The 19,865-nt window shown below is 65.1% G+C and carries 21 protein-coding genes and 2 pseudogenes; 8 read left to right on the top strand and 15 right to left on the bottom strand.

Going from position 1 to position 19,865, the window contains the following annotated elements; translation table 11 throughout:
- The first annotated feature begins 140 nt into the window (after positions 1 to 140).
- Positions 141 to 893 (top strand): sulfate transporter family protein, encoded by a 753-nt coding sequence (locus ACFFWD_RS23380; RefSeq protein ID WP_376968957.1) that lies wholly within the window; start codon positions 141 to 143, stop codon positions 891 to 893.
- Between the two features lies 1 nt (position 894).
- Here the strand turns inward: ACFFWD_RS23380 and ACFFWD_RS23385 are convergent, their stop codons facing one another.
- The 5 genes and pseudogenes from ACFFWD_RS23385 to nth form a co-directional block, all read right to left on the bottom strand.
- Positions 895 to 2,397, bottom strand: a complete 1,503-nt coding sequence (locus tag ACFFWD_RS23385; protein ID WP_376969383.1) for a DHA2 family efflux MFS transporter permease subunit — start codon at positions 2,395 to 2,397, stop codon at positions 895 to 897.
- A 62-nt stretch (positions 2,398 to 2,459) separates the two neighbouring features.
- Positions 2,460 to 2,952, bottom strand: a pseudogene (locus ACFFWD_RS23390) (isoprenylcysteine carboxyl methyltransferase family protein).
- Entirely contained in the window at positions 2,949 to 4,001 is a 1,053-nt protein-coding gene (locus tag ACFFWD_RS23395; protein WP_376968959.1) for a type III polyketide synthase, read from the bottom strand. Before ACFFWD_RS23395 ends, ACFFWD_RS23390 begins: the two are co-directional and overlap by 4 nt.
- A 108-nt stretch (positions 4,002 to 4,109) precedes the next feature.
- Positions 4,110 to 4,310 (bottom strand): annotated as a pseudogene (locus ACFFWD_RS23400) (MFS transporter); the annotation flags it as partial.
- A 71-nt stretch (positions 4,311 to 4,381) separates the two neighbouring features.
- Positions 4,382 to 5,155 carry an endonuclease III gene (gene nth, locus ACFFWD_RS23405; RefSeq protein WP_376969385.1) on the bottom strand — a complete coding sequence of 258 codons (774 nt, stop codon included), beginning with the start codon at positions 5,153 to 5,155 and terminating at the stop codon, positions 4,382 to 4,384.
- A gap of 22 nt (positions 5,156 to 5,177) precedes the next feature.
- Here nth and ACFFWD_RS23410 point away from each other — a divergent pair, with 22 nt between their 5' ends.
- Both ACFFWD_RS23410 and ACFFWD_RS23415 read left to right on the top strand, forming a co-directional pair.
- Entirely contained in the window at positions 5,178 to 5,723 is a 546-nt protein-coding gene (locus ACFFWD_RS23410) for a DUF2244 domain-containing protein (protein WP_376968961.1), read from the top strand.
- A gap of 109 nt (positions 5,724 to 5,832) precedes the next feature.
- Positions 5,833 to 6,729: a methylated-DNA--[protein]-cysteine S-methyltransferase gene (locus ACFFWD_RS23415; protein ID WP_376969387.1), complete on the top strand. Its 897-nt coding sequence runs from the start codon at positions 5,833 to 5,835 to the stop codon at positions 6,727 to 6,729.
- A gap of 170 nt (positions 6,730 to 6,899) precedes the next feature.
- On the opposite strand, the gene ACFFWD_RS23420 is transcribed toward ACFFWD_RS23415, so the two are convergent.
- The 8 genes from ACFFWD_RS23420 to dnaK all read right to left on the bottom strand — a co-directional run bounded on the left by ACFFWD_RS23420 (position 6,900) and on the right by dnaK (position 14,094).
- Complete coding sequence (locus ACFFWD_RS23420) at positions 6,900 to 7,523, bottom strand: 2,3-bisphosphoglycerate-dependent phosphoglycerate mutase (RefSeq protein WP_376968963.1); 624 nt, start codon at positions 7,521 to 7,523, stop codon at positions 6,900 to 6,902.
- A 30-nt stretch (positions 7,524 to 7,553) separates the two neighbouring features.
- The gene (dapB, locus tag ACFFWD_RS23425) at positions 7,554 to 8,366 is read right to left on the bottom strand and encodes a 4-hydroxy-tetrahydrodipicolinate reductase (RefSeq protein WP_376968965.1); all 813 of its coding nucleotides are present in this window, start codon (positions 8,364 to 8,366) and stop codon (positions 7,554 to 7,556) included.
- 130 nt (positions 8,367 to 8,496) lie between these two features.
- Positions 8,497 to 8,793: a DUF1330 domain-containing protein gene (locus ACFFWD_RS23430; protein ID WP_376968967.1), complete on the bottom strand. Its 297-nt coding sequence runs from the start codon at positions 8,791 to 8,793 to the stop codon at positions 8,497 to 8,499.
- A gap of 82 nt (positions 8,794 to 8,875) precedes the next feature.
- The gene (gene pyrF, locus ACFFWD_RS23435) at positions 8,876 to 9,583 is read right to left on the bottom strand and encodes an orotidine-5'-phosphate decarboxylase (protein WP_376968969.1); all 708 of its coding nucleotides are present in this window, start codon (positions 9,581 to 9,583) and stop codon (positions 8,876 to 8,878) included.
- Positions 9,584 to 9,589: 6 nt separating this feature from the next.
- Entirely contained in the window at positions 9,590 to 10,168 is a 579-nt protein-coding gene (locus ACFFWD_RS23440) for an NADPH-dependent FMN reductase (RefSeq protein WP_376968971.1), read from the bottom strand.
- 46 nt (positions 10,169 to 10,214) lie between these two features.
- The gene (locus tag ACFFWD_RS23445) at positions 10,215 to 10,817 is read right to left on the bottom strand and encodes a class I SAM-dependent methyltransferase (RefSeq protein ID WP_376968973.1); all 603 of its coding nucleotides are present in this window, start codon (positions 10,815 to 10,817) and stop codon (positions 10,215 to 10,217) included.
- 98 nt (positions 10,818 to 10,915) lie between these two features.
- Positions 10,916 to 12,043: a molecular chaperone DnaJ gene (gene dnaJ, locus ACFFWD_RS23450; RefSeq protein ID WP_376968975.1), complete on the bottom strand. Its 1,128-nt coding sequence runs from the start codon at positions 12,041 to 12,043 to the stop codon at positions 10,916 to 10,918.
- A gap of 149 nt (positions 12,044 to 12,192) precedes the next feature.
- Entirely contained in the window at positions 12,193 to 14,094 is a 1,902-nt protein-coding gene (gene dnaK / locus ACFFWD_RS23455; protein ID WP_376968977.1) for a molecular chaperone DnaK, read from the bottom strand.
- A gap of 600 nt (positions 14,095 to 14,694) precedes the next feature.
- Between dnaK and ACFFWD_RS23460 the strand changes: the two genes are divergently transcribed.
- The 4 genes from ACFFWD_RS23460 (at position 14,695) to ACFFWD_RS23475 (ending at position 17,088) form a co-directional block, all read left to right on the top strand.
- On the top strand, positions 14,695 to 15,633 hold the full coding sequence (locus ACFFWD_RS23460; RefSeq protein ID WP_376968979.1) for a hypothetical protein: 939 nt from the start codon (positions 14,695 to 14,697) through the stop codon (positions 15,631 to 15,633).
- Between the two features lie 89 nt (positions 15,634 to 15,722).
- Positions 15,723 to 16,577 carry an AraC family transcriptional regulator gene (locus ACFFWD_RS23465; protein ID WP_376968981.1) on the top strand — a complete coding sequence of 285 codons (855 nt, stop codon included), beginning with the start codon at positions 15,723 to 15,725 and terminating at the stop codon, positions 16,575 to 16,577.
- Positions 16,578 to 16,654: 77 nt separating this feature from the next.
- Positions 16,655 to 16,867: a VOC family protein gene (locus ACFFWD_RS23470; protein WP_376968983.1), complete on the top strand. Its 213-nt coding sequence runs from the start codon at positions 16,655 to 16,657 to the stop codon at positions 16,865 to 16,867.
- A 32-nt stretch (positions 16,868 to 16,899) separates the two neighbouring features.
- A complete protein-coding gene (locus ACFFWD_RS23475) occupies positions 16,900 to 17,088 on the top strand; it encodes a VOC family protein (RefSeq protein WP_376969389.1) in 189 nt (62 codons plus the stop codon).
- A gap of 43 nt (positions 17,089 to 17,131) precedes the next feature.
- Here ACFFWD_RS23475 and grpE read toward each other — a convergent pair whose 3' ends face one another.
- The gene (gene grpE / locus ACFFWD_RS23480; RefSeq protein ID WP_376968985.1) at positions 17,132 to 17,737 is read right to left on the bottom strand and encodes a nucleotide exchange factor GrpE; all 606 of its coding nucleotides are present in this window, start codon (positions 17,735 to 17,737) and stop codon (positions 17,132 to 17,134) included.
- Between the two features lie 165 nt (positions 17,738 to 17,902).
- The gene (gene hrcA / locus ACFFWD_RS23485) at positions 17,903 to 18,991 is read right to left on the bottom strand and encodes a heat-inducible transcriptional repressor HrcA (RefSeq protein WP_376968987.1); all 1,089 of its coding nucleotides are present in this window, start codon (positions 18,989 to 18,991) and stop codon (positions 17,903 to 17,905) included.
- A 160-nt stretch (positions 18,992 to 19,151) separates the two neighbouring features.
- Here hrcA and rph point away from each other — a divergent pair, with 160 nt between their 5' ends.
- Entirely contained in the window at positions 19,152 to 19,865 is a 714-nt protein-coding gene (rph, locus tag ACFFWD_RS23490; RefSeq protein WP_376968989.1) for a ribonuclease PH, read from the top strand.

Below are 19,865 nucleotides of genomic sequence, written 5' to 3' on the forward strand. Positions count from 1 at the left end.
ATCACGATTTGCCCCGAAAGGGAATCCCTTCCGATTCCACCAGGTCGGAAAATGCTCTAGGTTATTGTTTTGACGCGTTTTCTTCACGCGAACCGGTGCCCACTTCGCTTGAAAACGCTTTTGGGAGAGGGTGCCCCGCCATGTTGGACGCCGCCGTCAAGGCGCTTTCGCAAATCCTGTCGCCGCCGATGCGCTCCATCCTGTGGCGCTCGATCGCCCTCGCGCTGGTGCTGATCACCGCGTTGGCGGTCGGATTGCAGCGGCTGCTGAGCTGGTTCGCCGACTACGGCGAGGTCTGGGCCGAGGGCATGCTCGGCCCGAACTTCCATTCCACGCTCAACGTGCTGTCCTGGATCGTCTCGATCGCCGCCGGCCTCGGCGTCGTGCTCGGCGGCATCTTCCTGATGCCCGCGATCACCTCGCTGGTGGCGAGCCTGTTCGTCGACGACGTCGCCGACCATGTCGAGCGCGAGCACTATCCGGCGGAACGGCCTGGCGTCGCGTTACCATTTTCGCTCGCGATGACCGAGGGCGTCAAAACCGCGCTGCTGACGATATTGGTCTACCTGATCGCGCTGCCCTTCGTGTTGTTCGCCGGCGCCGGCTTCCTGGTGTTCTTCATCGCCACCGCCTGGCTGCTCGGCCGCGAATATTTCGAGCTCGCGGCAATGCGGTTCCGCTCGCCGGCCGAGGCCAAGGCGATGCGCCGGGACAACGCTGCGACGGTGTTCACCGCCGGGCTGATCATCGCCGCCTTCGTCTCGATCCCGATCGTCAATCTGGCGACGCCGCTGTTCGGCATGGCCTTCATGGTCCACATGCACAAGCGCCTGTCCGGCTCGCGGCCCGAACTGATCGAACCGGTGCGGCGAAGCAACGTGCCGATGGTCTAGGCTAGGCCGCGTCCGACGGCACTGCCAGCAATGCGGGTGCCCGGTCGCGCGCGAACGGCACCAGCAGCAATCCGACGATCGCCACGAAGGCGAGCATCGCCCAGGCCTCGTTGACAGAGAGCGCAAGCGACGCGCGCTCGACCAATGGGCGGACGAATGCCACCGTGGCTTCGTCGGGCGGCCCCGGCGGGCGGTCGATGAGCAGCTTCGGATCGAGCCCGATCGCCTGCGCCGCGGTGATATCTCCAGCCAGCAGACGCGCGCGAAAATCCTCGCCGTAGATCGGGCTTCGGCCGTACAGGATCGTGTCGATCAGGGCGATACCGATCGCGCCACCGAGATTGCGCATCAGGTTGAACAGCCCACTGGCATCAGCGACGTCCGCTTCCGGCAATGCGCCCAACGCAATGCGCGTCGGCGGCAGCAGGCAGAACATGATCGCGACGCCGCGCACGATCTGCGGCCAGAACATGTCGTCGAAATCGGCGGTGCGCGGCTGAAGCGCGCTCAAGCCGAGGCCGAGCGCGAACAACGCAAAGCCGGCACCAGTCAGCACGCGCGCGCCAAGGCGGCTCTCGAGGATCGCCGCCACCGGCGCTGCGGCGAGCTGCGCGATCCCCGTAACCAGCATGATAGAGCCGATCTCGAAGGCATCATGGCGCCGGACGAAGCCGAGAAAGACCGGCATCAGATAGGTCGATCCATACAGGCCGTCGCCGAGGCAGAAGCTTAAGGAGCAGCCGATCGCGAACGACCGTCGCCTGAACGTCGACAGCCGCGCGATCGGATACGCCGCGCGCAGCGTGCGCCGGATGGCGATCGCCATTCCGGCGATGCTTCCCGCAAGCAGGCTCACGCAAAGCAGCGAGACCCAGCCGCGCTGCGGCGCCTCCTTCAGCCCGATCTCGAAGCTTGCCAGCGCCGCTGCGAGCAGGACAAGCGAGCATCGGTCCAGCTTCGCCAGGTTGCGCAGATGCGTGGCCTCGCGCGGCAGCAGGAACGGGGTGACGGAGGCCGCAATGATTCCTGGAACGACGTTGATCAGGAACAGCCAAGGCCACGACCAGGTCTGCGTGATCCAGCCGCCGACGACAGGCCCCACCGTGGGCGCAAGCACCGCAACGACGCCGCCGATCGTGGTGGCCACGGCATGGAGCCGCGGCGGGAACAACATGAACACCGCGGAGAACACCGCCGGGATCAGGACGCCGCCGGAAAACCCCTGCACTACGCGGAAGATCAGCAGCACGGCGAAACCGCCGCTGAAGGCACAGCCGATCGACGCGACGGTGAACAGGCTCACGGCGATCACGAACAGCCATCGCAGCGACAGCCCATGCGTGAACAGTCCGGTCAGCGGTATAGCGATCACTTCCGCGATCAGATAGGCGGTCTGGATCCAGCTCATCGCCGCCGGCGAGATCGCGAGCGCGCGCTGGATCGTCGGCAACGAGGTCGCGACCACCTGGATGTCGAGGATCGCCATGAACATGCCGAAGCACATCAGGAGGAACCCTGCCCAGGTCGCAACCGATGGACTGTCAATGCGATGCGCTGCCCGACCGCTCATGGCGTGTTTGTGCGCGGCCGGCCGAGATCGGAGAGCGCGCGCTCCTCGACGCGAATTCGCACGGCGAGCACCGCGAGATTGAGGACCGTGAAGATCAGTGCCGTCAGCGGCAAATGCAGCGCGAGCGGAAGCAGCGCGATTTCGCCTACGACGACGACATAGTTGGGATGCGAGACGAACCGATAGGGCCCGGATGCCACCAGCGGTTTGCCGGGCAGCACGATGATCCGCGTGGTCCAGCGGGGCCCGAGTGTAGCCCTGCAACACCAGGTAGGCGGCAAGCGCCGCCAGGTTGACGTCCTGATCGCGGCCCCAAAGCCACAGAACGATCAGCCAGGCGGCGTGAAGCGATACGATGAGCGGATAATGATTGGCGCCGACTTCGATGGCGCCGCGCGCCAGAAGCCGCCGCGTGTTGTACCGTGACAGCATGAGCTCGCCGAGACGCTGCAGCGTCACCAGCACGAGGATGATCGACGCGAAGCTCACGCCGCGTGCCGTAGCGCGACGCAGCTGACGGTGAAGCCGGGCCCGAGTGCCGTCAGCAGCGAGCGCGGCGGCAGGCCCTTGGCGCGGGCGCGTTCGAGGACGAAGAGAACCGTCGGCGCCGACATGTTGCCGCAATCGGCGATGACGTCGCGCTCATGATCGAGCGTGCCCTGATCGAGCGCCAGCGCCCGCTCCAGGGCCGCGATGACCTTGGTGCCGCCGGGATGGCACAGGAAGCGGTCGACATCGGCAACCGTCAGCTTCATCCGCGCGAGGATCTCGGCAACCGCCGGCGCCATGTGGTCGCGGACGAAATCAGGAATGGTGCGCTGAAAGACCACGCCGAACCCTTCCGGGTCGACCGTCCACCCCATGATGTCGAGCGTATCCGGCCAGAGCTTTTCGCCGCTGGCCTCGATCCGCGTCGTACCGCCGTCGCCGGCGCGCAGCACGATCGCCGCAGCGCCGTCGCCGAACAGGCTGGCCGCGACGATGTTCGCCTTGGTGAGTTCGTCATGCCGGACCGCGAGCGTGCAAAGCTCGAGCGCGACCAGCAGCACATTGGCGCCGGGACGCGCTTCCGCAAGCCGCGCTGCGATCGACAGGCCCGACACGCCACCCGCGCAGCCAAGCCCGAACACCGGCACGCGCGATACGTCCGCCCGCAAGCCGAGCTTGCCGGCGACGCGCGCCTCCAGCGTCGGCGTCGCAATCCCGGTCGAGCACACCGTGACCACGATATCGATGTCACTGCCGGAGAGATCGGCGCGCGCAATCGCCTTGCGCGCGACATCGACAAACAGCGATTCGGCGCCTTCCAGGAAGGCTTGGGTCCGCTCCGGCCAGCCGCGCCGCTCGAGATACCATTCGATCGGTTTGACGCCGTAGCGATGCTGGATGCCGGTATTGGCGAACAGGCTCGAAAGCGTTTCAAATTGCGGATAGCGGTCGGCCAGGAGATCGCGCGCAGCTTTCAGGATTTGTCCCTGATGGAACAGGTGCGGTGGAACCGAGGTCGCCATCGAGACAAGCGCGGCCGTTTGCTTCATTCAACTCATCCTGGTTCCGATCCCCTGCTATGGAACCGCGCGATGAGCCGAATATTTCAGGCACGCCGGTCATCAGGCGCCCATCACCTTCACTATAAGTTGAATGCTCTAACCGCGAGCCGGTGCAATAGCGACGCCGCATTTTCGCAGCACGCGCTTCGCGAAGCCGAACGGTTCCGGCGTGAACGGCCCCGGCGGCGCGCGCGTGATCAGCGCGACCAGAAAGAGAGCTGTTATCGCGAGCCAGAAGCACAACCAGAAACCGTCGATATAGGCCAGCACGTTCGCCTCGCGCTGCACCCGCGCGGCAGCAGCGCGAATTGCGAGCCGCTCGCCCCGGTCCGCCGGACAAGGCACAGCAACAGAACCTCGATCATGCCTCAGACGGTCTTCTCCGGCCACCGGCAAAGATCATTGATCAGGCATACCTCGCAGCGCGGCTTGCGCGCGAGGCAGGTGTAACGGCCATGCAGGATCAGCCAGTGATGGGCGTGCAGCTTGAATTCGGGCGGGATCACCTTCTCCAGGCCCAGCTCGACTTCGAGCGGCGTCTCGCCCGGCGCGAGCCCGGTGCGATTGCCGACGCGAAACACGTGGGTGTCGACCGCCATCGTGTGTTCGCCGAACGCCATGTTGAGCACGACATTCGCGGTCTTGCGGCCGGCGCCCGGCAGCGACTCGATCTCAGCTCGCGTGCGCGGCACCTCGCCGCCGAACTCGGCGATCAGTTTCTCCGAGAGCACGATGACGTTCTTGGCCTTGTTGCGATAGAGCCCGATCGTCTTGATGTAATCGCGCACTCTCTCCTCGCCGAGCGCGAGCATCTTCTCCGGCGTGTCGGCGACCGCAAACAATTCGCGGGTCGCCTTGTTGACGCCGGCGTCGGTCGCCTGCGCCGACAGCACCACCGCGACCAGCAGCGTGTAGGGGTTGAGATGTTCCAGCTCGCCCTTCGGCTCGGGATTGGCTTTGCGGAACCGGTTGAAGGCTTCATAGACTTCCGCCGCCGTCCAAGGCTTGGATTTAAGTTTCGGCTTGGCCGATTTTTTGGCCGCGCGTTGAGGCAACGATTTCGTTGCCTTGTTCGCAGGCTTCTTCGGTGCGGATCGCACGCTGGATGTTTTTGTACGTTGGGCGCGGATGATTTTGGCCATGATCGGGATATACTGATACGTCATGACCGCAGGCAACGATTTTGATCCCAAGAGCGAGTTTGAGGCTGGCGGGCGCGAGGACGAGCCGAAGCTGTTCTCGGCGTTGCTGACGCCGCATCGCTCGCTCAACCGCACCGGCTTCGTGGTGCTGATGAGCTTCGTGACGGTGATCAGCTTCATCGCCGGCGCGGTGTTCTGGTGGATGGGGGCCTGGCCGATCTTCGGCTTTTTCGGGCTCGACGTGCTGGTGATCTATTGGGCGTTCAAGGTCAATTTCCGCACCGCCCGGGCGAGCGAAGAGGTCACGGTGACGCCGTCGGAATTGCGGGTGCGCCGGATCAGCCATCGTGGCCATGTGGTGGAATGGGTGCTCAATCCGCTCTGGGTCCAGTTCGAGCAGATCTCGCATGAGGAGTTCGGCATCGAGCGGCTCTATCTGGTCTCCAGGGGCCGCCGGGTGAGCGTCGGCAGCTTCCTCAGCCCGGATGAAAAGGCCAGCTTTTCCAAAGCCTTGGTCGCCGCACTGAACACCGCCAAGCGCGGCCCGACCTACAATCCCATTCACTAGCTCCTTGTTTGAGCATGATCTTTTCGGAAAACCGGTTTCCACTTTTCCGGATCATGCTTTGTCGGAAATCGGGTGGTTTGGACGCGCGATGGCTCCTAAATCAGATCCCATGATGACACTCGCCATACATGACCAGCGCTTGGCCAAGCCGGGCCTGCAGAACGCCGCGCTGCGCGACTATGACTCAGTGCGGCGTGCGATCGCCTTCATCTCGGAGCATTGGCGCACGCAGCCGACCATCGAGGCGATGGCTGATGCCGCCGCCGTGACGCCGGATGAGCTCCACCATCTGTTTCGCCGCTGGGCCGGGCTCACTCCGAAGGCCTTCATGCAGGCACTGACCCTGGACCACGCCAAGGGCTTGTTGCGCGACTCGGCAAGCGTGCTCGACGCGGCACTCGACTCCGGCCTGTCGGGGCCGGGCCGCCTGCATGACCTGTTCGTTACCCATGAGGCGATGTCGCCGGGCGAATGGAAGAACGGTGGCGCCGGCATGACGCTGCGCGTTGGCTTCCATCCCTCGCCATTCGGCACCGCGATCGTGATCGCGACTGCCCGCGGGCTCGCGGGCCTCGCCTTCGCCGACCCCGGCGACGAGCAGACGGCGTTTGCCGACATGAAGCGGCGCTGGCCGAACGCAACCTATGTTGAGGACACCGACGGCACATCAGCGCTGGCGCAGCGCATCTTCGATACGCGGCTGTGGCGTCCGGACCAGCCGCTGCGCGTGGTGCTGATCGGCACCGATTTCGAGGTGCGGGTGTGGGAGACGCTGCTGAAGATCCCGATGGGACGCGCGGTCAGCTATTCCGACATCGCCAACAAGATCAGCAATCCGAAGGCCTCGCGCGCCGTCGGCGCCGCGGTCGGCCGCAACCCGGTGTCATTCGTGGTGCCGTGCCACCGCGCCCTCGGCAAGAGCGGCGCACTGACCGGCTACCACTGGGGCATCACCCGCAAGCAGGCAATGCTCGGCTGGGAAGCCGGCCAGGTGGGATTGCACTAAAGCGAAGGTTTCTTCCCCGTCACCCTGGGGAGCGCGAAGCGCGTCTCGAAGGGTCGACGGCCCGGCTGGCGGCCGTGCATCCTTCGAGACGCGCGCAAGGGCGCGCTCCTCCAGCGACAACGGCAAAGCCGTTGCGCGGGGATGACGGATCGACGTGCCGACTGCTTCGCTTACCCGGCCAGATCGACCTTGGACGCAACGGTGGAATCGGCGTTGAGCCGGTAAACCACCGGCGCGCCGGTGGCGAGCTCGCGCTTGAGGATCTGCTCCGGCGTCAGCTTCTCCAGCACCATGATCAGTGCCCGCAGCGAATTGCCGTGGGCTGCGACGAGCGTGCGCTGGCCGCGCAGCACGCCGGGCAGGATCTCCTGCACGTAGTAAGGCAGCGCGCGCGCCAGCGTATCCTTCAGGCTTTCACCGCCGGGCGGCGGCACATCGTAGGAGCGCCGCCAGACCAACACCTGGTCCTCGCCCCACTTCTTGCGCGCGTCGTCCTTGTTCAGCCCCGAGAGGTCGCCATAGTCGCGTTCATTGAGCGCGAGGTTCTGCGTCGTCGGCAAGCCGGTCTGGCCGATCTCGGCGAGCATCAGCTTCAGCGTATGCTGGGCGCGCGTGAGGTCGGAGGTGAAGGCGACGTCGAACGACAGGCCCTGCTGCTTGAGCTTGCGGCCGGCTGCCTTGGCCTCCGCGATTCCCTGTTCAGTGAGGTCGGGGTCCTTCCACCCGGTGAAGAGGTTTTTCAGGTTCCAGTCGCTCTGGCCGTGCCGCACGAGCACGAGAAGACGATCGCTCATTCAAGGTTTCCGTTTTCGCTTCAGCTAGATTTATTCGCTCAATCCAAGCACGTCGGCCATCGAGTACATGCCGGGCTCCTTGCCGTGCGCCCACAGCGCCGCCTTCAACGCACCTTGCGCGAACAGCGCGCGATCCTCGGCGTGGTGCGACAGCGTGATGCGCTCGGACGGACCGGCGAAGATCACGCTGTGGTCGCCGGCCGCGGTGCCGCCGCGCAGCGAGGCGAAGCCGATGTCGCCGGCACGCCGTGCGCCGGTCAATCCATCGCGGCCACGCGCCGAATGCTGCGCCAGCGCGATTCCCCGACCGACGGCGGCGGCTTCGCCGAGCATCAGGGCGGTGCCCGACGGCGCGTCGATCTTGGACTTGTGGTGCATTTCCAGGATTTCGATGTCGAAGCTCTCGTCGAGCGATTGCGCGACGCGCTTGACCAGCGCCGCAAGCAGATTGACGCCGAGGCTCATATTGCCCGACTTCACCACGATGGCGCGGTCGGTCACGCTCTTGATCACGGCATCGTCCGACGGCGACAGGCCGGTCGTCCCGATGACGTGGACGAGGCCGCGCTGGGCCGCGATCGCGACGTTGGCGATGGTCGCAGCCGGCACAGTGAAATCCAGGATGCCGTCGGCGTTGGCCGACATCGTCCAGAGGTCCGCCGAGAGCGCAACGCCGTTGGCCGGAAGGCCGGCGAGGACGCCGGCGTCCTTGCCCAGGAGCTCCGAGCCCGGCGCTTCCAGCGCCCCCACCAGAACCGCCCCCGGGGTTTCCGAAATCACCCGCGTCAGCGTGCGGCCCATCCGGCCGCCGGCTCCCGCAACAATCAGACGCATGTCAGCCATGGCTCACCTCTGAGAGGCCGTATAAAGCATGATCCGGAAAAGTGGAAACCGGTTTTCCGGCCTGGATCATGCTCAAACAACGGTCCGCCATGGCTGTTCCGGCGACCACACCCGCTGGCCGATATCCGGGCTACGGGCTCTCAAAGCCCTCGACGATGATCAGATCGGCGATCGAGTGCGGCTGCCGCACCTTGATGTTGGCCTGGTATTCCGGCGAGCGGTAGCAGGCGAGCGCCGTCTCGTAGTCGGGGAATTCGATCACGACATTGCGCGCGCGGCTCTGGCCTTCGACGCTGGTGAACTTGCCGCCGCGAACCACGAACCTGCCGCCGAACTTCTGGAAGATGGCCGGGTTGGCCGCCATGTAGGGCTTGTAGCCCTCCTCATTGTGCACGTCGACGCGGCCGATCCAGTATCCCTTCGCCATCGTTCTTCTCCGTTGTTGTTCAGCAAGTTCTGTTTTGACGCATTTTCTTCACGCGAACCGGTAGCCGCTTCGCTCGAAAACGCTATAGCGCCTGAGCGATCTCGGCCTGGATAGCCTCGGCCGCGGCCCTGGGATCGGCCGCCTCCAACACCGGCCGCCCGACCACCAGATAGTCTGCGCCGGCGGCAATCGCTCGCGCCGGCGTCATGATCCGCTTCTGGTCGCCGGTCGCGGACCCTGCGGGACGAATGCCCGGGGTCACCAGATTCATCTGGTGGCCGACGATCTTGCGCAACGCGGCCGCCTCTTCGGGCGAGCTCACAAGACCGTCGACGCCGAGCACCTGCGCCTGCTGGGCCCGTGCCTCGACAAGATCGGAGACGCTGAGACGGTAGCCGGCGGCATGAAGATCACCGTCATCGTATGAGGTCAGCACGGTGACCGCGAGGATCTTCAACCCCGAGCCCGCGCGGGCCTCGACAGCCGCCTTCATGGTCTGGGGATAGGCATGCACGGTGAGAAAGGTGGCGCCGAGCGTTGCGATGCTTTCGACGCCGCGCGCGACCGTGTTGCCGATGTCGTGGAGCTTGAGATCGATGAAGACCTTCTTGCCGCTGCCTGCAAGTTGCTTGGCGAGCGGCAGGCCACCGGCATAGGCGAGCTGATAGCCGATCTTGTAGAAGTTCACGCTGTCGCCGAGCTTCTCGATCATCGCTTCCGCCGCGGCGACGGCGGGCAGATCGAGCGCCACGATCAACCGGTCTCTCGGCGCGATACTGGCTGGCTGCATGTCACCTCACATCATGCGTTGGGAATAGTCGATGAACTGCCGCACCAGCGCCCGCATCGCATCGATATCGGCCTGGTGTTTCAGATGATCCATATCGTCGTAAGCGTGTTCGGCGAACGACAATGCGAGCTGGTTCGGAATCACGGTCGCGTGGCACGCGGTGAGGATCAGCCGCAACGCTGCAAGCGCGCGCGTGCCGCCGAGCCGGTTGCCGGAGGCGGCCGCGATCGCGAAGATGCGGTCCCGGAACACCTCGCCGCGGTTTTCGTGCGGATCCTGCACGCGGCTCACCCAGTCGATGGTGTTCTTCACCAGCGCCGGCACAGAGGAGTTATATTCCGGCGTCACGATCAGCACGCCATGATGGGCGCCGATCATCCGCTTGAGATTGACGGCGTTCTTCGGGACCCCCGACTTGGCCTGCAGGTCGCCGTCATAGATCGGCAGCGGAAAGTCGGCGAGCGAGATGCGGGTGACATCGGCACCCAGCCGCGCCAGCTCGTGCGCCGCGACGGCCGCCAGTTTCGCGTTGAGCGAGCCGGTGCGAAGCGATCCCGGGATCACAAGGATTTTCAGCGCGGACATATTGAAATCGCGTCCAGGGCGGGCCCCGCGCGACGACGCAGGGCGATCAACCCTTGCGATACACCCAGACCCGGGCCGGCGGAAGGTTCATCCAGATTCGCTCGGACGCCTCTGTGGACACACCCGGCAGCGACTTGGGAATCGGGGGCACCACCGAATAAGTGAATTGAACGAAGGGCGCGCCGGGAGCGAGCGCCGCGAAGGCATCGCGGATCAGCTTCAAGCGGGTCAGCATCGGCTTCGTGACCAGCGGCAGGCCCGAGACCACGGCCGAGGCCGGCGTCTTCAGCACGTCCCACAGCGAGTCGCGGAGCTTATAGGCGTCGCCCTGGACAACCTTGGCGTGCGGATAGCGCTCGCGCAGCAGGGCGCAGAAGCCGGGATTGTATTCGACCAGCACGAGCCGCTTTTGATCGACGCCGTGCTCGATCAGCGCGTTGGTGATCGCGCCGGTGCCCGGTCCAAGTTCGACGACTGGACCTTCTGCGTCAGGGTCGACATATTGCGCCATGGTCCGCGCAAGCAGGCGCCCCGACGGCATGACCGCGCCCATATGCAGCGGCTTCTCTATCCATGATCGGAGAAAACGGACCTCGTCGTCGAGACGGGGGGGCTTCTTCAACGCACGCGCGGACGATTGCAAGGGCATGTCGCTACCAGGCGGGACCGCACAATCGAGCGGTTGTCAGAAAACAGTCATAAAGACGTATAGGTCAGAGCCGTCACGGTCAAGCACCACCGCGACGACTAGGCCGAGCGGTTTCCGAAGAAGTCCTTGACCTTAGAGAAGAAACCCGCCGCCTCCGGTTGCGTTGCACCGGACGACAGTTTTTCGAACTCCGTCAGCAATTCCTGCTGTTTCTTGGTCAGATTCTGCGGCGTTTCGACCACGACCTGGACATACATGTCGCCGGTCTGGCGCGACCGGAGCACCGGCATACCCTTTGATGCGATGCGGAATCGACGTCCGGACTGCGTGCCCGACGTCACTTTGACCTTGGTCTTGCCCTTGTCGATGGTCGGCACCTCGAATTCGCCACCAAGCGCCGCTGTGACCATCGAGATCGGGACGCGGCAGTGCAGGTCGGCGCCGTCGCGCTGGAAGAACTGGTGCGCTGTCAGCGACAGGAAGATGTAGAGGTCGCCGGGCGGGCCGCCGCGGATACCCGCCTCGCCCTCGCCGGCAAGGCGGATGCGGGTGCCGTCCTCGACACCAGGCGGAATGTTGACCGACAGCGTGCGGTCGCGCGTCACGCGGCCGGAACCGGCGCAGGAGGTGCAGGCGTCCTCGATCATCTGGCCACGGCCCTGGCAGCCGGGGCAGGTGCGCTCCAGCGTGAAGAAGCCCTGGGCCTGCCTGACACGGCCGGCGCCGCCGCAATGCGAACAGGTCTTCGGCTTGGTGCCGGCCTTGGCGCCGGTGCCCGAGCAGGATTCGCAGGTGACCGAGACCGGGATCTCGATCTGCGCGGTCTTGCCCTGGAAGGCTTCCTCGAGCGTGATTTCCATGTTGTAGCGCAGGTCGGCACCGCGCTCGCGGCCGCCGCCGCGGCGCTGCCCGGCCATGCCGAACAGGTCTTCGAAGATGTCGGAGAATGACGAGGCGAAGCCCGCACCGAAGCCCGGACCACCGCCGCCCATGCCCTGCTCGAACGCGGCATGGCCGAAGCGGTCGTAGGCGGCGCGCTTGTCGCCGTCCTTCAGCACCTCATAGGCTTCGTTGATTTCCTTGAACTTGACCTCGCTCTGCGAATCGCCGGGATTGCGGTCCGGGTGCCACTTCATCGCGAGCTTGCGGAAAGCCGACTTCAGCTTGGTTTCGTCCGCGTTCCGTTCGACCTCGAGGGTCTCGTAGTAGCAGCGCTTGGTGGACATCCTTCAATTCCGTCCGAAGTTCGTCGCCGTCGCCAGGGATCGTGCCTGTCTGGAAGATGCAGCGACCGGCTTAACGAAAAATGACCCCCACTCCATCGAGACGCCTGGCGTGCTCTTTGGTGTGAGGGTCATCATCTCTAGCCCACCGGTTAAGCAGACTTCTTGTTGTTCTTGTCGTCGTCGACCTCGGTGAACTCCGCGTCGACGACGTCATCCTTCGCAGCGTCCTTGGCCGCATCGGCCTCGGCCTGCTGCTTGTACATCGCTTCCCCGAGCTTCATCGAAGCCTGCGCCAGCGTATTGGTCTTGGCCTTGATCGCCTCGGCGTCGGTGCCCTTCAGCGCTTCCTTCAGATCGCTGACGGCGTCCTCGATCGCGCGACGCTCGGTGTCCGAGATCTTCGAGCCGTGCTCGGCCAATGCCTTCTCGGTCGAATGCACGAGACCGTCGGCGTGGTTCTTGGCGTCGACCGCCTCGCGGCGCTTCTTGTCCTCGGCGGCATTGGCCTCGGCGTCCTTGACCATCTTCTCGATGTCGGCCTCGGACAGACCGCCGGAGGCCTGGATCCGGATCTGCTGTTCCTTGCCGGTCGCCTTGTCCTTGGCCGAGACGTTGACGATGCCGTTGGCGTCGATGTCGAAGGTCACCTCGATCTGCGGCATGCCGCGCGGAGCCGGCGGAATGCCCATCAGGTCGAACTGACCGAGCATCTTGTTGTCGGCCGCCATTTCACGCTCGCCCTGGAAGACGCGGATGGTGACGGCATTCTGATTGTCTTCCGCCGTCGAGAACACCTGGCTCTTCTTGGTCGGGATCGTGGTGTTGCGGTCGATGATGCGGGTGAACACGCCGCCCAGCGTCTCGATGCCCAGCGACAGCGGGGTCACGTCGAGCAGCAGCACGTCCTTGACGTCGCCCTGCAGCACGCCGGCCTGGATCGCAGCGCCGATCGCCACGACCTCGTCCGGGTTGACGCCCTTGTGCGGCTCCTTGCCGAACAGCTGCTTCACCACTTCCTGAACCTTCGGCATGCGGGTCATGCCGCCGACCAGCACCACCTCGCCGACTTCAGCGGCGGTGAGGCCGGCATCCTTTAGCGCCTTGCGGCAGGGTTCGATGGTCTTCTGGATCAGATCGTCGACCAGCGCCTCGAACTTGGCGCGGGTCAGCTTCATCGTCAGATGCTTCGGCCCGGTCTGGTCCGCCGTGATGAACGGCAGGTTGATCTCGGTCTGCGTGGTCGACGACAGCTCGATCTTGGCCTTCTCCGCGGCCTCCTTCAGGCGCTGCAAGGCAAGCTTGTCGTTGCGCAGGTTGATGCCCTGCTCCTTCTGGAACTCGTCGGCGAGGTAGCCGACCAGGCGCATATCGAAGTCTTCGCCGCCGAGGAAGGTGTCGCCGTTGGTCGACTTCACCTCGAACACGCCGTCACCGATCTCGAGGATCGAGATGTCGAACGTGCCGCCGCCGAGGTCGTACACCGCGATGGTGCCGGACTTCGACTTGTCGAGGCCGTAGGCGAGCGCCGCCGCGGTCGGCTCGTTGATGATGCGCAGCACTTCGAGGCCGGCGATCTTGCCGGCGTCCTTGGTGGCCTGACGTTGCGCGTCGTTGAAATAGGCGGGAACCGTGATGACGGCCTGATCGACCTTCTGGCCGAGGTGAGCCTCTGCGGTCTCCTTCATCTTCTGCAGGATGAACGCGGAGACCTGCGAGGGCGAATAGGTCTTGCCATCGGCTTCGAGCCAGGCATCGCCGTTCGATGCCTTGACGATCTTGTAGGGGACGAGCTTCTTGTCCTTCTCGACCATCGGGTCGTCATAGCGGCGGCCGATGAGGCGCTTCACCGCAAAGAACGTGCGCTCGGGATTGGTCACCGCCTGGCGCTTGGCCGGCTGGCCGACGAGGCGCTCGCCATCGTCCGTGAAAGCAACGATCGACGGCGTCGTCCGCATGCCTTCTGCGTTCTCGATCACCTTGGCGTTTTTGCCATCCATTACGGCGACGCACGAATTCGTCGTGCCGAGGTCGATCCCAATGACCTTACCCATGGTTCTCATATCCTTGTTGCTACGGCAGGTTGGTTGGGCCCTGACGGCGCTCCGAACCGAACCCCCAGACGTTCAAATACTCGCGATATTGCGACGGTGAGCCTGATATAGGAGGGAGGGTCCAGCCCGCAAGGACTGGACGCAACGTTGAGCCCTGAAAAGACTGACGTTTGAAAGATTGTGTCAGCCCAGGACCCGCGCTGGTTCAACCGCTAAACGTGTTAACAAATAGGCAATGAAGCGGGGCGCGATCAACTGCGGTCGCCACCACGCGAATGGGTCACGCTTGTTGAGTGAACGCTCACAACGGCCCTGCGCGCGAGGGTCGGCAGACCATGCGCCGCGTGGGGCGCGTTATTTGGCCGCTGCGCGGGTCCGGCGGCGCCGCGATCGGGCGCTCGGGAAATGCCTGGAAACATTGGAAAGCACCGCCCGACCCGGCGAAAGGGCCGGAAATCCGGACGCCAAGGCGGGAGCGGGGACGCTGCCGACCCTGTTGCGGGCCATCAAAACCGCTAAAAGCGGGCCGACTGAATGAGGCCCGCCCAGCCCTGCACCGGCCCCAGTGAAGGGCCTCCAAGCAAACCCGGTTGATCCTCAATGATACGCTTTCGAGTTCTTGCTGCGGTCGCCTTGCTCGTAGCCGCGACCTGCTCTGCATTTGCGGCAGACGTGATGTTTCCGCCGGGCGCGCGCGTCGGGATGAAGCCGCTTGTCGGCCTTGTGCGCGCAAAATCCTTCATCGGCTTCGAGACCGAGGACCAGGGTGTGCGGGTCCTGATCGCCGACTTGCCGGCGGACGCCTATGGCGAGGTCGCCAGTGCCTTCAAGGCCAATCCGGCCGGCAGCGGCGGCATCAAGCCGGAGAGCCTCGAGACCCCGGCAGGGCTCGCCTATTACACCGTGGAGAGCGCGCGGGACGGCGCGAGCAATGTGCGGCGGTATTCCATGATCCTGCCCGGGCCGACCTTCTCCGGCTATGTCGCGGTGCAGGTGCCCGAGAACGCCTCCAAGATCTACACCGACGACGCCGTTCGGCAGATGTTTGCCACCGCCGTCATCCGCAACGAGGTTCCGGTCGACGAGCAGCTTGGCCTGATGCCGTTCAAGGTCACCGAACTCAGCGATTTCAAGAATGTCCGGATGGTGGCGCCAGGCGCAGCGTTGATCATCTCCGACGGCGACGAGAAGACCGGCTTCGAAACCAGGCCCTTCATGATCCTCGGCGTCATTGCATCGACGGCAGCATCGCCCGATGATCGCGGCCGCTTCGCCCAGCAGGTCGCCACCACGATTCCGGGCGTGCGCGACGGACGCATCACCATGTCCGAGCCGATCCGGATCGACGGCCAGCCCGGCTACGAGACGCGTATCGACGCGGTTAGCGGCAAGGACAATACACCCGTCACCATCGTGCAATGGCTGCGGTTCGGTTCGCAGTCCTCGATGCGCATCATCGGCAGTTCCCCGCGCGACGGCTGGGCCAAGGCGTTCCCGCGCTTTCGCGCCGTGCGCGACGGCATTCAACCGCGCGGTTGATTGGGGGGCGTCCACAATGACCCGAGCCCGCGTCAGGCCTATCCAGGCGACGGATTGCTGGTAAGGCGCGGAGTTCGCGAGAGGTCGACATGGCTGGCATCGCGCCCCCATTCGAGTTCGAGCTGGCGCGGCGCGCCCCATCGCAACGCCTGGCCGGCCTGATCGTCGGAATGACCGGCTATCGCGAAACGGCGCCGGGCTGGTCCTCGCAGCGTCACGCCGCACCGCTCATCGTCCCGCTGATCATCAGCTTCGGCTCGCCGTTCCTGATCGCGCTCGGACGCGAGCCCGACGCGAGGGACCGCCAACTGAGCTTCGCGGCGGGACTGCACGCGGGGCCGGTCTACATCGAGTCCGACGGCCGGGCCGAATGCGTGCAGTTGGATTTCACGCCGCTCGGGGCCTACGGCTTCTTCGGCGGCGCGGTCACCGAACTGGCCGGGAGCATGGTCGCTATCGGCGACGTGCTCGGCGTCGAGGGCCAGCGGTTGCGCGAGCGCCTTGGCGCTGCGACACGCTGGGAGCACCGTTTCGACCTGCTCGAGGATTTCGTTCTCGGCCGCATCGCCCACATGCCATCCCCGGAGATCATATTCGCCTATCGCCGGCTGGCGCGTTCGGCCGGCGCCGCGCGGATCACCGTTCTCGCGAAGGAGATCGGCTGGAGCCGCAAGCACCTCGTCCAGCGCTTTCGATCCGAGCTCGGCCTCGCACCCAAGCCATTGGCACGCATGATGCGGTTCCATCAGGCCTGCCGGCTTGCGCAGGGCGAAGCGGCGCAGGGCTGGGCCGGGATCGCGGCAGACAGCGGCTATTCCGACCAGGCCCACCTGGCACGCGAGTTCGTCGAGTTCGCCGGCGAGCCGCCGACCGCCTGGGCGCGGCGGTTGGCGCTGCGAGACAGCCGGCTTGTGCGTTCCGACGACGCGCTGGCGCACTGGTAACAAATCTTCAAGCCGATCACGCGGCGCTCTGCGCATAGTGACGCGATCAAGCGACCAGCCAGGGAGACCGCGTGACCATGACGAGCGAGATTGAACCGCCCCGTATCTTCCCGACGCTGCGCTGCAGGGACGCCAACGCGATGATCAGCCGGCTCAAGGAAGCGTTCGGGTTCACCGAGCACGCCGTCTACCGCGGTGACGGCGTGATCCATCATGCCGAGCTCGCCTATGGCTCCTCGCTGCTGATGCTCGGCCAGAGCCGCGACGATGCCTATGGCAAGCTAGTCTAGTCGGCGAGGCGACCGGCCGCCGCACCGATTCGATCTACGTCGCCGTCGACGATCCCGATGCGCTCTACGCGAAGGCGAAAGCAGCCGGCGCCCGGATCGAGATGGAGCTGCGCAATACCGATTACGGCAGCCGCGACTTCATCTGCCGCGATCCGGAAGGCAATCTCTGGAGCTTCGGCACCTATTGGCCGAAGGCCCATGAGAAGCCGACCGAGGCGTAACGTCCGCTTCGTCTCGCGACGTGGACTGGCCGTCGTCAGCCGATCAGGCCCGGATGTCTGCGGCCGGGGCAGCCTTCGCGCCGCCCTTGGCGACGCCGACCAGCGCGGGGCGCAGCACGCGCTCGCCGATCGTGTAGCCGGCCTGCACGACCTGCACCACGGTGCCCGACGGCACTGACGGATCGGGCACTTCGAACATCGCCTGCTGGAAATTCGGATCGAACTTCTCGCCGATCGGATCGAACTTCTTTACGCCGTTCTTCTCGAGCGCGTTGAGCAGCGAACGTTCCGTCAACTCGACGCCTTCGATCAGCGCCTTCAGGCCGGGATCGGCGGCTTCCTTGGCCTCGGTCGGAACCGCGTCGAGGGCGCGCTGCAGATTGTCGGCGATCTCGAGCACGTCGCGGGCGAATCCGGTGATCCCGTAGGTCTTGGCGTCGGCAACCTCGCGCTTGGTGCGCTGGCGCAGATTCTCCATCTCGGCCAGCGTGCGCAGCGTCCGGTCGCGCGCCTCGGCGACCTCCTTGGTCAGCGCCTCCACCGACCCCTGCTCGGGTTCGTCAGGCATGATGTAGGGCTTCGAGACCACAGGCTCGCCGCTCTGCGCCGAATTCTCGGTGTTGTCATTCGCCCGGTTCGGATCGGTCATGGTTTGCCTTCTCGAAAACTCGCGTCGGTTCAAATCTTGGGGATTGGCTAGCCGGGATATCGTGCTTTAGGCGACGAAAATCAAGCGCCGTCTGCCGTTTCCGGGCAAAGCGGCCTCCTCTTCGCACGTCCGAAGCTGCGTCAAATGAAACGAAACCAGGCCCGATCAGCCGCCCAGAATCCGGCTGACAATGCGCGCGGCATAGTCGACCGTCGGGATCACCCTCGCATAATTCAACCGGGTCGGACCGATCACGCCGAGGACGCCAACGATGCGGCCCACCGCATCGCTGTAGGGTGCGATGATGGTCGAGGAACCTGACAGTGAGAACAGCTTGTTCTCCGAGCCGATGAAGATTCGCACGCCCTCGCCACGTTCGGCGCGGCCGAGCAGGTCGATGACGCCACGCTTGGTCTCAAGATCGTCGAACAGCGATTTGATGCGTTCGAGATCGTCGAGCGCATGCAGATCCTCCAGCAGATTGGCATGGCCGCGCACGATCAGCTGCCGGTCCTCGTGCTCGCCGCCGGACCAGCTCGCGATCCCCGCGGCGATGACCTTCTGCGTCAATTGATCGAGCTCGGCGCGGCTCTGCGCCAGCGCGGTCTCGAGCTCGAGGCGCGCTTCGGCCAGCGTTCGGCCGCGAATGCGCGCGTTGAGAAAATTGGTCGCTTCCATCAGGGCCGAGGAGGGCACGCCGGGCGGCAGCGCCAGCACGCGGTTCTCGACCTGGCCGTCCTCGGCCACCAGCACGACCAGCGCCTTTTCAGGTTCCAGCCGGACGAATTCGATGTGCTTCAGTCGCGCGTTCGACTTCGGCGTCAGCACCACCGCCGCGGCCCGGGTCAGGCCCGACAGCCGCGTCAGCGCTTCGCCAAGCGCCGCCTCGACCGACTGCGCGCGGCCGACGGAGGCGAGCTGGCTCTGGATCGATTGCCGCTCGGCTTCGGTGAGGTCGCCAATCTGCATCAAGGCGTCGACGAAGAAGCGCAAGCCGAGCTCGGTCGGCAACCGGCCGGCCGACGTGTGTGGCGCATAGATCAGGCCGAGCTGCTCGAGGTCCGACATCACGTTGCGAACCGAGGCCGGTGACAACGGTAACGCGATCAGGCGTGAGATATTGCGCGAGCCGACGGGCTCGCCGGTCGCCAGATAGCTTTCGACGATTTGACGAAAAATGTCGCGCGAACGCTCATTGAGCTGGGCCAGCCCCGCATGCGGCGCGATCAGGCCAATCGGATCGTGGTGAGCCACACTCCACTCCCTCACACTTGCCCCTAATTTGTCCGCCCCGGAGGCCGGTGACAAGCATGCATTCAGCTCCCGGAACCTGGGGCCGAAAACCCTTGCCGCTGCCCCTTCCCCCTCCTACAAGCACGGCCAGCCATTTCGCTCGGATTTTCGGAGGATTTCCATGCGGCCAAGCCGCCGTGCACCCGATGAACTGCGTCCCGTGTCGCTGGAACGCGGCGTCGTCAAATATGCCGAGGGTTCCTGCATGGTGAAGTTCGGCGACACCCATGTGCTGGTGACCGCGACGCTGGAGGAACGGCTGCCGCCCTGGCTCAAGGGCCAGGGCCGCGGCTGGGTCACCGCCGAATACGGCATGCTGCCGCGCGCCACGCTGGAACGGACCCGCCGTGAGGCCTCCGCGGGCAAACAGGGCGGCCGGACCGTCGAAATCCAGCGGCTGATCGGCCGTTCGCTGCGCGCTGCGGTCGACCTGGAAGCGCTCGGCGAGCGCCAGATCACCGTCGACTGCGACGTCATCCAGGCCGATGGCGGCACCCGCACCGCCTCGATCACCGGTGCCTGGGTGGCACTGGCTGATTGCATCAGCTGGATGAAGGCCCGCAACATGCTGAAGACCAACGTGCTGCGCGACAACGTCGCGGCAATCTCCTGCGGCATCTACCAGGGCACCCCGGTGCTCGATCTGGACTATGCCGAGGACTCCGAGGCCGAGACCGACGCCAATTTCGTCATGACCGGCGATGGCCGCATCATCGAGGTGCAGGGCACCGCCGAGAAGACGCCGTTCTCGGAAAGCGAATTCCTGGCGCTGATGGCGCTCGCGCGCAAAGGTGTCGCGCGTCTGGTCGACTTGCAAAAGCTCGCGGTGGCGTAG

This window comes from Bradyrhizobium erythrophlei (assembly GCF_042430365.1).
Classification (GTDB): Bacteria; Pseudomonadota; Alphaproteobacteria; order Rhizobiales; family Xanthobacteraceae; genus Bradyrhizobium; species Bradyrhizobium erythrophlei.

Excerpts from the sequence above, each read along its gene's own strand:
- ACFFWD_RS23380 (WP_376968957.1), top strand. The coding sequence starts at position 141 with ATGTTGGACGCCGCCGTCAAGGCGCTTTCGCAAATCCTGTCGCCGCCG.
- ACFFWD_RS23385 (WP_376969383.1), bottom strand. The coding sequence starts at position 2,397 with ATGTGCTTCGGCATGTTCATGGCGATCCTCGACATCCAGGTGGTCGCG.
- ACFFWD_RS23395 (WP_376968959.1), bottom strand. The coding sequence starts at position 4,001 with ATGAAGCAAACGGCCGCGCTTGTCTCGATGGCGACCTCGGTTCCACCG.
- nth (WP_376969385.1), bottom strand. The coding sequence starts at position 5,155 with ATGGCCAAAATCATCCGCGCCCAACGTACAAAAACATCCAGCGTGCGA.
- ACFFWD_RS23410 (WP_376968961.1), top strand. The coding sequence starts at position 5,178 with ATGACCGCAGGCAACGATTTTGATCCCAAGAGCGAGTTTGAGGCTGGC.
- ACFFWD_RS23415 (WP_376969387.1), top strand. The coding sequence starts at position 5,833 with ATGATGACACTCGCCATACATGACCAGCGCTTGGCCAAGCCGGGCCTG.
- ACFFWD_RS23420 (WP_376968963.1), bottom strand. The coding sequence starts at position 7,523 with ATGAGCGATCGTCTTCTCGTGCTCGTGCGGCACGGCCAGAGCGACTGG.
- dapB (WP_376968965.1), bottom strand. The coding sequence starts at position 8,366 with ATGGCTGACATGCGTCTGATTGTTGCGGGAGCCGGCGGCCGGATGGGC.
- ACFFWD_RS23430 (WP_376968967.1), bottom strand. The coding sequence starts at position 8,793 with ATGGCGAAGGGATACTGGATCGGCCGCGTCGACGTGCACAATGAGGAG.
- pyrF (WP_376968969.1), bottom strand. The coding sequence starts at position 9,583 with ATGCAGCCAGCCAGTATCGCGCCGAGAGACCGGTTGATCGTGGCGCTC.
- ACFFWD_RS23440 (WP_376968971.1), bottom strand. The coding sequence starts at position 10,168 with ATGTCCGCGCTGAAAATCCTTGTGATCCCGGGATCGCTTCGCACCGGC.
- ACFFWD_RS23445 (WP_376968973.1), bottom strand. The coding sequence starts at position 10,817 with ATGCCCTTGCAATCGTCCGCGCGTGCGTTGAAGAAGCCCCCCCGTCTC.
- dnaJ (WP_376968975.1), bottom strand. The coding sequence starts at position 12,043 with ATGTCCACCAAGCGCTGCTACTACGAGACCCTCGAGGTCGAACGGAAC.
- dnaK (WP_376968977.1), bottom strand. The coding sequence starts at position 14,094 with ATGGGTAAGGTCATTGGGATCGACCTCGGCACGACGAATTCGTGCGTC.
- ACFFWD_RS23460 (WP_376968979.1), top strand. The coding sequence starts at position 14,695 with ATGATACGCTTTCGAGTTCTTGCTGCGGTCGCCTTGCTCGTAGCCGCG.
- ACFFWD_RS23465 (WP_376968981.1), top strand. The coding sequence starts at position 15,723 with ATGGCTGGCATCGCGCCCCCATTCGAGTTCGAGCTGGCGCGGCGCGCC.
- ACFFWD_RS23470 (WP_376968983.1), top strand. The coding sequence starts at position 16,655 with ATGACGAGCGAGATTGAACCGCCCCGTATCTTCCCGACGCTGCGCTGC.
- grpE (WP_376968985.1), bottom strand. The coding sequence starts at position 17,737 with ATGACCGATCCGAACCGGGCGAATGACAACACCGAGAATTCGGCGCAG.
- rph (WP_376968989.1), top strand. The coding sequence starts at position 19,152 with ATGCGGCCAAGCCGCCGTGCACCCGATGAACTGCGTCCCGTGTCGCTG.